At 39.4% G+C, this 14,146-nt stretch carries 12 protein-coding genes; 6 read left to right on the top strand and 6 right to left on the bottom strand.

The window, feature by feature from the left end:
- The first annotated feature begins 48 nt into the window (after positions 1-48).
- From H6G83_RS09750 to H6G83_RS09740, 4 genes are all read left to right on the top strand, one after another.
- Entirely contained in the window at positions 49-969 is a 921-nt protein-coding gene (locus tag H6G83_RS09750) for a TauD/TfdA dioxygenase family protein (RefSeq protein WP_190470600.1), read from the top strand.
- A gap of 167 nt (positions 970-1,136) precedes the next feature.
- Positions 1,137-1,262 (top strand): hypothetical protein, encoded by a 126-nt coding sequence (locus H6G83_RS35860; protein WP_277876301.1) that lies wholly within the window; start codon positions 1,137-1,139, stop codon positions 1,260-1,262.
- A gap of 88 nt (positions 1,263-1,350) precedes the next feature.
- Positions 1,351-2,313: a DMT family transporter gene (locus H6G83_RS09745; protein WP_190470597.1), complete on the top strand. Its 963-nt coding sequence runs from the start codon at positions 1,351-1,353 to the stop codon at positions 2,311-2,313.
- Positions 2,314-2,331: 18 nt separating this feature from the next.
- Positions 2,332-2,982 (top strand): HAD family hydrolase, encoded by a 651-nt coding sequence (locus tag H6G83_RS09740; RefSeq protein WP_190470595.1) that lies wholly within the window; start codon positions 2,332-2,334, stop codon positions 2,980-2,982.
- Positions 2,983-3,608: 626 nt separating this feature from the next.
- Here the strand turns inward: H6G83_RS09740 and H6G83_RS09735 are convergent.
- The 6 genes from H6G83_RS09735 to H6G83_RS09710 form a co-directional block, all read right to left on the bottom strand.
- Positions 3,609-4,181: an ABC transporter permease subunit gene (locus H6G83_RS09735; RefSeq protein WP_190470593.1), complete on the bottom strand. Its 573-nt coding sequence runs from the start codon at positions 4,179-4,181 to the stop codon at positions 3,609-3,611.
- Positions 4,182-4,772: 591 nt separating this feature from the next.
- Complete coding sequence (locus H6G83_RS09730; protein WP_190470590.1) at positions 4,773-5,342, bottom strand: TIGR04376 family protein; 570 nt, start codon at positions 5,340-5,342, stop codon at positions 4,773-4,775.
- Positions 5,343-5,625: 283 nt separating this feature from the next.
- The gene (locus H6G83_RS09725) at positions 5,626-7,074 is read right to left on the bottom strand and encodes an NYN domain-containing protein (protein ID WP_190470587.1); all 1,449 of its coding nucleotides are present in this window, start codon (positions 7,072-7,074) and stop codon (positions 5,626-5,628) included.
- Positions 7,075-7,137: 63 nt separating this feature from the next.
- Positions 7,138-7,980 carry a M15 family metallopeptidase gene (locus tag H6G83_RS09720; RefSeq protein WP_190470584.1) on the bottom strand — a complete coding sequence of 281 codons (843 nt, stop codon included), beginning with the start codon at positions 7,978-7,980 and terminating at the stop codon, positions 7,138-7,140.
- 15 nt (positions 7,981-7,995) lie between these two features.
- Positions 7,996-8,679 (bottom strand): hypothetical protein, encoded by a 684-nt coding sequence (locus H6G83_RS09715; RefSeq protein ID WP_190470581.1) that lies wholly within the window; start codon positions 8,677-8,679, stop codon positions 7,996-7,998.
- Positions 8,680-9,828, bottom strand: a complete 1,149-nt coding sequence (locus H6G83_RS09710; protein ID WP_190470579.1) for an AAA family ATPase — start codon at positions 9,826-9,828, stop codon at positions 8,680-8,682.
- A 177-nt stretch (positions 9,829-10,005) separates the two neighbouring features.
- Between H6G83_RS09710 and mnmG the strand changes: the two genes are divergently transcribed.
- Together mnmG and H6G83_RS09700 are read left to right on the top strand one after the other, a co-directional pair.
- Entirely contained in the window at positions 10,006-11,928 is a 1,923-nt protein-coding gene (mnmG, locus tag H6G83_RS09705) for a tRNA uridine-5-carboxymethylaminomethyl(34) synthesis enzyme MnmG (protein ID WP_190470577.1), read from the top strand.
- Positions 11,929-12,300: 372 nt separating this feature from the next.
- Positions 12,301-13,683, top strand: coding sequence for a hypothetical protein (locus tag H6G83_RS09700; protein WP_190470574.1), 1,383 nt, complete (start codon positions 12,301-12,303; stop codon positions 13,681-13,683).
- Positions 13,684-14,146 lie beyond the last annotated feature (463 nt).

Below are 14,146 nucleotides of genomic sequence, written 5' to 3'. Positions count from 1 at the left end.
ACTGTTCACTGATAACTGTTCACTGTTCATTTAAGGAGAAATAAAAACATGGGTTCACAATATTTTGATATCAAACCAATTGCTGGACGTATCGGTGCAAAAATTATCGGTGTTGACTTGAGTAGCAATTTGAGTGACGAAATCATCAGCGATATCCGCAAAGCTTTAGTGAAATACAAAGTTATCTTCTTCCGGGGACAGAACCTTGATGCTAAGGGACAAGTGGCTTTTGCGCGTCGGTTTGGTGAAGTGACTACAGCACACCCCACTGTACCATCATTGGCAGATAACCCAGAGGTTCTTGATTTAAACTACGGCAAAACGGTGGCGCGTGCGAATAACTGGCACACTGACGTTACTTTCGTAGACCGCCCACCATTGGGTTCTGTATTGCGGGCGCTAGTTATTCCCCCAGCAGGCGGTGATACGATCTGGGCAAACTCTGTAACAGCATACGCAGATTTACCCGTTCATCTGCGTAATCTTGCTGACCCACTCTGGGCAGTACACAGCAATGCTTATGACTATGCAGCAGCAGTAGTTGACGTTCCAGAAGAAGTGAGAGCTTATCGAGAAGTTTTTACCTCGACTGTGTACGAAACTTTACACCCAGTTGTGCGAGTGCATCCTGAATCTGGGGAACGTGGACTATTTATTGGTGGTTTTGTCCGCCGAATTCGTGGGTTATCTCAAGATGAGTCCAACGAGATTATCAAACTATTACAAGCTTACGTCACCCGTCCAGAAAATACGGTGAGGTGGCGTTGGCAAGAGGGTGATGTCGCTTTCTGGGATAATAGGGCTACTCAACATTATGCGATCGCCGATTATGGCGACCAACCCCGCCATGTTCAGCGTGTGACTATCGTCGGTGATGTTCCCGTCGGTATTGATGGTAAGCAGAGTGAAGCCATCAAGGGCGACTCTTCTTTATATAACCGCCGCGAACCAGAACCAGCTTTAGTTTAGGGACTGGGGAAAGGGGAAGGGGGAAAGGAGAAAGGGGAAAGGGAAAAGACTATCTCCCCTGCTCCGTTCCCCTCCTGGGAGGGGCTAGGGGTGGGTTGCTCCCCTGCTCCTCTGCTCCCCACCACACATCAATGATCTGTAAGGGCGCACAGCTGTGCGCCCCTACTATGCACTACCTGATTTTTTTGATTGATACGCTTGTCAATTATGGTCTTTTAGGGGATGAAACAGCCCTGCTGCGTTGGGCAGTGCAGCGCCGTATCATGGTGTTGGTGGGCATTGCTTACAGGTAGTTAATAATAATTAGTAATTCGTAGTTAAAATTCCTATTACGAGTTATTTCCTCTTGGGATAATAATTCCGAATTATCAATTATAAATTATGCTGACAGTTTTACTATCTTCCTTAGTTTTGACATTACATAACGTCACTGTACGAGTTTTGTTTTCTGAACATCTCGTATTAGGTTTATTTGTATTAGGTGGATACGTAAAACCAGATTTACAAAATTCTTTCCTGCTGATGTTTATGCGAATGCTGCTAGTGGTTCCGCTCATGGCAACTCTAGCATTTAAGTTATATCCATCTGCTGGAAGAGAATTTCAAGACTTGTTCACCAGGGAACGCTTCGATGTTCTCATACAAGCGTTTGCTTGTGGAATATTGATGTTTGTCTATATTGCTGCATTGTATGTTGCTATTGGCTTAATTCCTACAGGAATTGCATTGACTCTATTTTTCACCTATCCTGTATTTACGGCGCTGCTGGCTTGGAAATTTTTTGGCGATCGCCCTACGCTTTTCCGTTGGTTAGTCATGGGAATTATTCTCATAGGTGGTGTTCTGACAATTCCTCAGTCCTCTAGTAATTACAGCAGTAATACCATTGCGATCGGCATTTTCGCCAGCCTTAGCGCTGGGGTGGTGTACGCCTTCTATAATGTCATCGGTCAAAAATGTATGGAACGATTCCATCCAGTTCCATTTACTTGGATTAGTTTTGCCTCTACACTGCTGCTTTCTGGTGTTAGTTTACTGCTTTTTTCTCCTGCTAATTCCCAACTTGACTGGACTCCTCTATGGATTGGTAGTATTTTTTCTGGTATCGTCAGTTTTATCGGACACACTCTAAATAATTTGGGGATTCGCACGATTGGGGCGACAAAAGCTTCTATCATTGGTTCTAGCAGTCCAGCATTGACGGCGTTAGTGGCATGGGCAACAATTAGCGAAAGTTTAAACCTGATTCAGAGTTTGGGAATTGGTGTTGTCACTTTGGGAATTGCGTTGTTAAGTGGAGAAGGTTTTTTGCGTCGGCGTAATTCATCAGAAGGAGTTAATTAATTATGCAAGTGATAAATTATGTCGGTCTGTGCTATTTTATTTGATTTGGATGGGACTTTGACTGATCCCAAGCTGGGAATTACTCGCTGTATTCAGTATGCTCTTGTAGAATTGGGTTATCCTCCACCGGAGGCTGAGGAGTTACTTTGGTGTATTGGCCCTCCTATTCAAGAGAGTTTTTCTCAGCTACTCCAGACTTCTGATCATGGTGTGTTGAAGGAAGCGATCGCACTGTATCGCCGTCGTTATTCTACAATTGGATTGTGGGAAAATACTCTTTATCCTCAGATTACCGAAACAGTTAAAGAGATTCGTGTTGCTGGTTACAAAACATTTGTAGCTACTTCTAAACCACATATTTATGCGAAGCAAATCATTGAATATTTTGGCTTGTTGTCACTTTTTGATGGTGTTTATGGTAGTGAGTTGGATGGGACAAGGGTTGTAAAAGGTGAGTTGATTCATTATATTTTAGTAACCGAAAATTTACTATCTGCTGATGTGGTGATGGTGGGAGATAGAAAACATGACATGATTGGAGCCAAGCTGCATAATATAACTGCGATCGGTGTTACCTACGGCTATGGAACAGAAGAAGAATTAAAAACTCACGGTGCTGATAAAATTGCTCATTCTCCCGAAGAAATTCCCGGATTAGTTGTTGTTTGATAACTATTAAAAATCAATATTACAGATAAAAAGATGTTTTAAGTAAGCGTGAGTTTATCAAATTGGTAGATATTAAAATCTAAATATGTAGTAAAAGATAAATGGTTATCGCTGAGGGCTGATACTTGTAAAATGCCTGATGGTAAAATAGTTGAGCCTTTTTATGTACTCGAACATTCCATTTCGTGGCAATTTATTTTGCATATTCTTCATTTGTCAAATAAGTAGAATAGGGTAATACCATTTCTCTATGAAGTTGAGCTTAATATTGCTTTTTATAACTCACGCAAAGGCGCATTCGCGTAGCGTCTCGTAGAGAAGACGCAAAAGTTGCTGTAATTATATTAAGCTCATTGTTAGAGAGATTTGGTATAAGTAATTTAAGGTTTGTAGTCAGGAGTTTAGTTTTAACAGTGAACAGTTGTAGGGGTGGGTTCATTGAGTAATTCGTGGTAAAAACAGATATGTTTGTTAAACCCGCCCCTACTTAAATACGTTTGTGAAACACCACAACAATTGGTGGATAGCTTTGGTGGCGCTTCTTTCTCCTCCACGATACGCCGTTAAGACTGATAACTGATAACTGATAACTGATTTAAAGAAAAGGCTAAAGCCTTTACTACGAACTATGAGGACTTTTTACTATCTGTTACCATCTGAGTCAGAAGAGAACCTGTGTAATCAATAAATTGATCTAGTAGAAATCCGATAATTCCAATGGAAATTATGCCATTTATGATGGCATTAGTATTACCTGACCTATAACTATTCCACAGTATACCACCTAGCCCCCTTGAGCCTAATAACATTTCTACTGCAATCACTGTGAACCATGCCGCCCAAATCCCAACTTTCAACGCATGAGTTGTGTGAAAGATAACTGCGCGAAAGTTATTATTTTGTCTGCGGAAATGTTGTATACCTATGGCAGTGTTGATGATAATTGTCCAGAGGCTAGCAAAAAAGATGACTATTGCTACTGCTAACTCGTTCTGTTGAAAAATTAAAAGTGTCATGGGCAGTATAGCAATAGGTGGTATACTATTTGGTATCTGAAATATCCGCCGCATTAATTGATATACAGTGGCGTTGATACCTATAAGATAGCCAATGAAACTGCCGACGATAGCGGCTGGAATATAGCCTACAAATAGTCTCTGTAGACTAGTCAAAACGTCTAAAAATATACTTTGTTCCATGCCTCAGTTCTTATTTGAAACGACTAGAAAATACTGCGGCAAGCAAAAAATGGTTAATCTAGCAGAGGATAGGTGAAAGGTAACAGGTTTGGAGACCGATTGCTATCTTTATTTTAGGGTTGGTTTTTGTCCTAATCTATCCGACGATAGCTATAAATGGTCAATCAAGTTAAATTAAAGAGTTAATTTAAATATATCAGCAAATATAGTTTACTCTCAATAAATAAATAAAATCTAAATATTTAGATTTTTAGAAAAAAATGTATCTCAGGAACATTTATAATTATAAATTTTGTCAAAGATAACCTCTCATGGTGTTGGCGATGCACTGCCCACCCTACAAATGCTGAGTTAGAAATAAAAGTGTATCAAAGGAACATTTATAATTATAAATTTTGTTATTTAATACACATAATTAGTGAATAATATCATTAGTAATTAGGACTTACGCAACTGGCATATTTTTTCTGTAGGGTGTGTGACTGGCGATAATATTTGAACGTAGTAATGAGACTTGTAGCGTCACGCACCAACCACCAATTGTGACACTTGCGATAGTAGGGTGGGCAGTGCATCGCCAATACATAATACTTATTTACCTAGATTACGCTTCATTTGCTCTAATTCATCTTCGGTTTCCCAACGCCGAAACTTTTCTTCTAAGTCATCAAAACTACTAGAACTGGTGGTATTCCACCAACCGCTAGTTTCTATACGCTGTTGGGTTTGAGCTTTGGCGCGTGCTGTCTGTGCTTGTGCGGCTTTGGTTTGCACTTCTTGCCGCCTAGTTTGTATCTTACTGAGTAGTTCTTTGGATTGTGCTATGCGTTCTTTTAGCCCTTGCATATGTCCCCAAAGCTGATTACCTTCGCGCAAGAGAGCGGCTTCTCTCTCTTGGGCTGGCCCGACTAAATCTTGCCTACCAGCGTTTTTGGCTTTTTCGACGCGGATGTGCCAACGCTGGATTTCTTGCGCTGTGGCGAGAATGTCTTCTTGCGATCGCTTCTCTTGTAACTGTAAATCTGCTATCAGTTTTAATGTATCTTCCTCTTGCTGACGCAGTTGTTCTAACAGCGCCTCCAACTCCAAATGTGGATTATTACGCAAGAATTCCTCTAAACGGTTTTCCAGAAACCGACTCAAATCATCAAATAAGCCCACTGTCAGAACTCCAGAGGTTAGATGCGTTACTTCTTTATTGTAGTATTATCCTCTGGAGGGAAAGCAAATTGTGTAAATATAAGATTTACACTTAACTTTTAAAATCCCCGTAGGGTGGGCAGTGCATCGCCATATCATAGTTTTGGCGATGCACTGCCCACCCTACAAATACAGAGATTTGTTTAAGAATTAAATCAGATTTTCATAGTACTTACATTGTTGTATTTGTAACTCAATTTGCCTCATCTATACATACAGTAATCAATTTTGGTAAATTTATTGCTTATTTGCTGTTTTTAGAGGGTGCAACAGTATTAGCAGATAGATGTGTTTTTAAACTTAACTTATTGTTATTATCAGATACGCATATATCTGTTCCCTCAACTACCTTTTTAAAGAAAGTTGATAACTTTTTACAATTTTCTTCTTTTTTCCTTTTTTCATCAAAGTTAGGAATTTCCGCTTTTAGCAAGGTATGAACTTGAGCGATAGGTATACCATCTTTCTCAATTTTATTTTCTTTTTTCAACCTCTGTATAATTAATTTAGTTTCCAGAAAAATGTCATCACTGGTATTTTTGACAAACTCATTTGCACTACTGATTGGCAATTCATCAGTTTTCGTTTGCAGAGAAGGTAAAATTATAAAATAATCACAAATAGACTGAAAAAATCGGTTAATCTTTCCTTCGTAACCACAACCGATAACTGTCTTTCCATATTCATGCAGCTTTTTTGCTAAAGAAGCAAAGCCGCCATCGCCTGATACAATCACAAATACTTGTATATGAGGACGTAGCGCTACTAATTCCATCACATCAATAGAGAGTTGGATATCTGCGGCATTTTTATTGTGTCCAAAATCAAAAATTTGAATTGCTGCAACACCAAGTTCTTGAATTTCATCTTTCAAAAGCTTCAGCCTGCTTTCACTCCAATCTGCGTAAGCACATTGAATAGCTGGCTTTTTAAAACTAGTAATTTTTTTTAAATTATCTTGAATATTTTTAAAAGAAAAACTTGTTTGAGAATTAGCTTTACTTATATTTAAATTTTCAATATCATAAAAAATAGCTGTATTAAAAGCGCTATTTTTGGATAGATTGGCGAATTGACAATTACCTATATTACTTTGAGTCTGGTTAATTTTCTGAACCTCAATCATTAGAGATTGTATTGCATCAGTTTTGACAAAATTAAATTGTTGCTGTTTTAACTCTATTAGTTCGTTTTTCAAACTTTCGATTTGTTGTTCTGCTTGTTTTAATTCCTGTGGTAATTTAGCAAATATATTATTGAAATAATTCAGGCTTTGATGTGCTTGATGTTTAAGTTCAGCAATAGTTATAGACAAAAGATTTTGACGTTGTTGATAAGCTGCTAACAAGGATTGCTGTATCTGATACCAATCTTGAGGAAAAGTCTCATAAGTATAAACTTGTAAAGCGGTTTCATAGCCTGCGATCGCAATTTCTAAGTTAGTAGTAAAATTACCAAGTTCCCAAGAGTGAATAGCCTTACTAAATTCATAAATAACTTTAGCTATATTCATAGCTGTATTTGGTCGATGTTTAAACTGTTCAACAGCCCATTTTCGCAATGTTAAAGCCAAATTTTCATCAATTTTATTTATGTTATTAGATAAAAGCGTGTATAAACTCTGTTTCTGATGAGTTGCTTTTAACAGTTCAATTAATAAATTTTGATACTGTTTATTAACTTCACTTGACATAGCTATGTCCCTTGAAAATATAATTTTGGTTTAGTATTCCCAAGTTTGCATCGTCTTTAACAGTTAAATGGGTGTTAACCAATAACTGATTCCGCGAACAACCTTATTTTTCAACCCCAAAGTTGGTAGATTATCTGCATTCACACCTAGATAAGTCCAGTGTGGTACATCATTCTCTACAGTTTGAAACCAACCATTATCATAAAGAGCTTGTCTTTGTTTTGCATTAGATACTCGTAAATCAATTGCTAATCCCCAAAGATGTTGTGATGCTCCCGGTGGTGCGACTACTCCGAGAATTGCTGTTTCTTTACCTTCGCGGACTTTATCTAAAGTATTGCGATTAGCATATTTTCGCCAAAATCTTAAATTAGTGGCATAATTACGAGTACAATCACTTGCGCCATAGCCAGATTTGAGGGGGATATTTTGTTGCGATCGCGCTTTATTTAAAGCTGCTGCTGCGGATTTTTGCAGATAACAATTGTTAGTTCCGGTGATTTTATCCATCGCTAAGGTACTTTGAAATGCTTGCGTTTCTGGCTCATTGTTGAAAACTACTTTAGGTGGAAATTTGACTGTTGGATCTGGATCTATAAAGGCTGCACCGTAAGCACGAAGCAAGATATACTCATAACTACCTGGCTGGGGAACTGTGGGAAAATGAGTGGCGATCGCACTTAAAAATCGCTCTTGCTCAGTCTGGGGAATATTAGGGCTAGGCGTTGGTAAAATTGGTTTTTCATATAGCTCATAACAAGCTACAGTACCGTTAGTTACACAAGCATTTAATGTTTGGTTATTGTTCATGCTAGTAGAATAATTAATTTGGTTACTAGCAACTAATGTAAAAATAATCAAGATAAATAAAGTAATAAATTTTAATTCTTTTTTAATTACTTTCATTGTATGGAATTAGCTTTATATTTTACTTTTAATAATATTACAGAACTGAATAAAGCTTTGAAAACTAAGCAAGTGAGTTGGGTCATTTTGCACCCTTTTCATGAGTTCTTGCAAATAATAAAGTTTCAACACATCACCTGGATTGGATTTAGAGTAACTAATCTTTTTAGCTCTGAATAATTCTATTAAATAGTCTTCATGAAACTGTGCATGAGTAGAAAAATCAGGATACTTACCCATCAACTCAGGACAATTAGCTGATACATCGTAATAACGTGTATATGTTAACAGTGGGTTATCACTGGGATTTTTTGTATAAATCTTTTTATTACCCAAACACCATGTTTCAAAACAGCGATTTTGGACAATTATCACAATTTGAGCATTTGTTAAAGTATAATTATCGGTAATTAATAAGTCATTAATTTCTTGTTTTCTGTATTCGACAGTAACTTCCTCTGCGTCTAAACAAAGGACAAGATAGTTATAATTACCGTTGTCATTAATATCTGCGATCGCATTGGGTAAATGCTCGTATATTATTGATGGATAACCATTAGCACTAAATAAATAATAGTTGTTATTGACCACATCATTATAATTACTAACACGCTTAAGGTCTGGTAGAAGATGAGCCAGCCAAGCTGGATATACTTTTCTCTCTGTGCTTTTACCTTCTACAAGAAAGTAGATATTCATTTAAGCAGTAATTCCTTCTCTATATTCATCCAAATTAATCAACTGCATAAATGCTTGATGTCTAGATTGACCAAGATTAAAATCTTGAGCATTTCTGGCGGTCACTACACCACCTTTACGAGTGACAATCTTCCAATGCTCCATACTAATGTTGTTAATAATGTATGGATGATGACTAGTAATTATAAATTGCAATTGCCTTTTTTCCGATAATAAATTGCTTAAAATATCAATGCAGTTAATGCCCAAGCTATTTTCAAATTCATCAATTAGAATTACAGTCCCCTCAGCAGATAGATATAGTTCGCTAATATGTATCAACGTTCTCAACATTCCCGAAGAGATTCTTTCTTGAGTTATCCAATTACTTACACCTTTTTCCTTGATTTTAATAATAGGAAATCCTGAAAACTTTGCTTTATGAGCGTTATCATTATCAGCTTCTAGTTTTATATCTTCTACCTGACTAAATATATTCATAAAAGAATTCTTAATTTCATTAAAAATTTCTAAATTCAAGTCATAAATTAATGCTAGTTTTAAGGCAATAGATAAACTGCTTTCTTGAATCTCAACAAGAGATGAGCATTTATTTACAAATAAATCTTTATTTACTATAAACTCAAATATATCATTGCTAGAAGGATTTTGATTTAATTTATTGCTATAAAATACTTTATTAAATCCTTCTCTTACAGGCAGTATATCGTCTTCTTCCCCTAATATTGCAATACTACTTTCAAATGGTGACAACTTAGGAAGTTCTTGTCCTTTAAAAGTAATTCTATTTTGATGCCTTTCTATAATTGTCTTATTATTTTTATATAAAAATTCTCGATTTAGTTTATATTTTCTCTTTGACGCAATTTCATTACTATCCTCAGTTTCAAAAATAAATTCATTATCTGTCTTTTTCTCAAATTCGCCACTCCATCGATAAAGATGATTATCAGAAGTAAAAATTACATCCCATTCTAATCCATTTAAAGAATCTCCTTTGGCAATTTTTTTTAAATTCATAATAGAATTTAAAATCTGTGTCTTACCAACACCAGACACTCCTACTAAAAGGTTAAGATTGGAAAAATATATATTCTCATAGCGCCATTCAAGATAATGGTCGTGGTAGGTGATATTGTTAATTTGCATAAATTATTATTTTCATAAAGGAATAAATGTATATTATAACATTCAACATTTTACGGATGTATTTATAGATATTTCTACGATATCTAGAAGTTTTCAATCTATATAAATACATCCCTGAAATCACTGGCTGGATAGGTTAAAATCGGATATAACTCTCAGCTTGTTAATCCTGTACATATGACCATGCACAATTCAGTAGAATTTCAAGATACTTTTGATGTCATTGTCGTCGGTGCAGGTCACTCCGGTTGCGAAGCAGCGCTTGCTACTGCCCGCCTCGGTTGTCGTACCCTGCTACTGACTCTCAACTTGGATAAAATCGCTTGGCAACCCTGTAACCCGGCTGTGGGTGGGCCTGCTAAATCTCAGTTGACTCATGAGGTGGATGCTTTGGGTGGGGAAATTGGCAAGATGGCAGACCGCACATACCTGCAAAAGCGCATCCTCAACTCTTCACGGGGGCCGGCGGTGTGGGCATTACGCGCCCAAACTGACAAGCGGGAATATGCGGCTGTGATGAAAAATATTGTCGAGAACCAAGAGAACTTGAGCATCCGGGAAGCGATGGTAACGGACTTGGTTCTAGGTAAAAATGACGAAGTTATTGGTGTTGAAACTTATTTTGGCGTAGCTTTTGAATGTAAAGCTGTAATTTTAACTACAGGTACATTCCTGGGTGGAAAAATTTGGGTGGGGAACAAGTCGATGCCAGCCGGACGTGCTGGGGAATTTGCGGCTGAGGGATTGACAGAAACTCTCAATCGTTTGGGATTTGAAACTGGGAGGTTGAAGACTGGGACACCTGCACGAGTAGATAAGCGGTCTGTAGATTACAGCAAAATGCAACTCCAGCCAGGGGATGCAGAGGTGCGTTGGTTTAGTTTTGACCCGGATGTGTGGGTGGAACGGGAACAGATACCTTGTTATATGACCCGCACTACAGCCGAAACCCATCGTCTAATTCGGGAAAACTTGCACCTATCGCCTGTGTATGGCGGTTGGGTGGATGCGAAAGGCCCCCGTTACTGTCCCAGTATTGAAGATAAGATTGTCCGTTTTGTTGATAAAGACAGCCATCAAATCTTTATTGAACCAGAGGGACGGGATATCCCTGAGTTGTATATCCAAGGGTTTTCTACAGGGTTGCCGGAAAATTTGCAACTACAGATGTTACGTAGTCTCCCTGGGATGGAAAATTGCGTAATGTTACGGCCAGCTTATGCGGTGGAATATGACTACTTACCCGCAACTCAGTGTTATCCGACGCTGATGACTAAAAAGATTGCTGGCTTGTTTTGTGCTGGACAGGTGAACGGGACTACAGGTTATGAAGAGGCGGCGGCGCAAGGAATTGTGGCGGGGATTAATGCGGCGCGGTTTGTCAGGAATCAGGAAATGATTGTGTTCCCCCGTGAGCAAAGTTATTTAGGTACTTTGGTGGATGACCTTTGTACAAAGGATTTACGCGAACCTTACCGGATGCTGACCAGCCGTTCCGAGTACCGTTTGCTGTTGCGTTCTGATAATGCTGACCAGCGCCTAACACCCTTGGGACGGGAAATTGGTTTGATAGACGATCGCCGTTGGCAATTATTCACCAGCAAACAGGCACAAATTACCGCCGAGAAAGAACGGCTGTATGGTACGAGAGTGAAGGAAAATGATGATGTGGGGAAAGCGATCGCTCACAATACCCAACAAGCAATCAAAGGTTCGATTACCTTGGCTGACTTGCTGCGTCGTCCAGGCTTCCATTATGTAGACCTTGATAGATACGGGCTAGGAAATCCCGACTTGACCCAAGCCGAAAGAGAAGGCGCAGAAATTGACATCAAATATTCCGGCTATCTCGCCAGACAACAAAGCCAAATCGAACAAATCGCCCGTCAAGCCCAACGCCCATTACCAGGGGATTTGGACTACACAAAAATTGACACTCTCTCCAAAGAAGCCAGGGAAAAACTCAGTAAAGTCAAGCCTCTAACCATTGGTCAAGCCGCCCGCATTGGTGGAGTAAATCCGGCTGATATTAACGCTTTATTAATTTATTTAGAATTGCGTCAAACCAAGAACCAGACAGGATTAGCGGCTTTAACTTAACTTCATCTTCATGAAGGGTGAGTATAGTAGAAGGAGGGATGGGTATGATAGATGACAAGCGCTTATAACTGGCATCATCAACTGATCCCCGTTTGACGTTGGATTTAATACACCAAGGATTTTTGAGCATGAGAAATCAACTGTTTGAAGGGGACAAATCAGTGGACAGTGGACAGTGGACAGTGGACAGTGAACAGTGAACAGTGAACAGTGGAATAACCTGATAACTGATAACTGATAACTGACAACTGACACACCCTTCTAAAGCGCAAATTCTCATTGTCTCAGTCCTAACTTAATTTAAAAAAATCCTGATTCCCAGGTAGTAGGGGCGGTGTTGCCCCATCCTGGCTACTACCACCCAAAATGCTTATGTTACAAAAAGTTAGCACCCATCTAATTATTCCAGAGGCATCAGAAGACTTAATTGTTAATGAGCCTTGGTCAATAGAATTTTACGCTGATGGCTTGATGGATGAGCTATTTGCTGATCTTGACGAGATTCTGGATGTCCATCTACCTCGCCTAACCAATACCAGAGGTAGACAAATGCGCCCAGCATCTCCAGTCAGCAGGACGAAAGAAACTGCCGCCAGCGATTGGTTCCTTAGTTCTAACGACTCGTCACATCAACAAAGTATAGAATATGAGCATCTGCAAACAGTAGATGTGCCGCAGATTGTTTTACCCAGCACCCTGAACCGGGTGCAGACTGTAGCCCCTGTTATTAGTAAGGGCGGTAAGGTTGTAGTTGAGAGTCAATCTGCTAAACCATTAGCTAAAATCGTTCAACAATCTCAACTTGGGCTGGGTAAACTGCTGATTGTTGGGACAACGATTGGTGTAGCGATCGCAGGTGTATTATACATAGTGCAATCTGGCTTATTATTCCGCCTCACTGCCAGACTCACCCAACCAGATATCTATGTACCCCAGGCGCAATTAACTCCCCAAGTAGATATGGAGGGAGACTTAGCTAACTATATGCTAGGAGCGTTGGCAGTTATAGATAAATCCAATATTCAGAATCAGCAACCAGTCCGTGCAGATGTTGGTAATAGGGTGGCTTATAGCCCTACAGCTTTGGCTTTAAACAACAATCAGCCACCTGTGGGTAATCTCCCCTCTCCCGTCATAGCTAATAATACACCACCAGCACCAAGCCGTCCCAACGTTGTCGAACGGATTTATATCCCTGTCTATCAAGCGCCTTTGCCAATGCGCTACGCACCACCACCAATTCCTGGTGTTGGTTCTCCCTTACCACCTATCGCTAATAATTCTGCGACAACCCAACCGAATATAGTGAAAGATACCTTAAAGCAAGTGCAACCAAGCACCAAGCCTGCAAGCGTCAATATGTTAGCTTCGGCTGTGCGTTCAGAACTCAAACCCGTACCTGTACGTAATGCACCAATTAACGTCCAGCAGACACCGAAATTATTGCCTACATTGCCCGTTGTCCCATTTGGTGCTAGCCTACCACAACAACCTAATACTGGTGGCGAAGCTGTACCTGTAGCAGCAGTTACAGTTAACCCTCCTGCACCCGCTCCTACCCATACTTTAGAAGGTTTAATGGAGTTGGGGAGTAAGTCTGTTGCTTTGTTTCAAGTTAATGGTGCTAGCCGTCGCATCAGCATCGGTGAAACTATCGGTGCTAGCGGTTGGACTTTGGTTGATGTTAATAATGGCGAGGCTATTGTTCGGCGTAATGGTGAAGTGCGATCGATTTATGCGGGACAGAAGCTTTAGGTATAGCAGGTGACAGGTGACAGGGGAGAGGCTATGATTTATCCATGCCCTCACCTATGTGCCGACTGCTTTTTTACTTAAAAGCTCACGCAGAGGCGCAAAGTTGCAAAGAAAAATTAAAGCTAATTCTGCTTTTCGTGTTTTGATTGAGAAAGGCTAAGAATGTTATTGGTGTTTGGCGATCGCTTCTATCTGGTTCGGCTTGAGTGAAATTACTGGAGAGCGATCGCTAATAACATTTTATCTTCAGTATTATCCACAGTTACTCTACATCATTATTTGACAAACATCAAGAACTTTTTGAAAAAGCTTACGGTCACAACGTACACTGACCGATAATCCATGCAGCGCAAGCCCCTGGCTTTTAGACATGGGGTAAGCGATGGCGCGATTTTAATCGCCGTCAAGTATTCTTTTGGTTTTGAATATACTCCTTAACTGCCTCTAGTGGCGCGCCTCCCAC

The sequence above is a fragment of the Anabaena azotica FACHB-119 genome (genome assembly GCF_014697625.1).
In the GTDB taxonomy this organism is placed as follows: Bacteria; Cyanobacteriota; Cyanobacteriia; order Cyanobacteriales; family Nostocaceae; genus Trichormus; species Trichormus azoticus_A.
The sequence above is the reverse complement of the archived record's forward strand: the minus strand, read 5'-3'. Positions and strand labels throughout refer to the sequence as shown.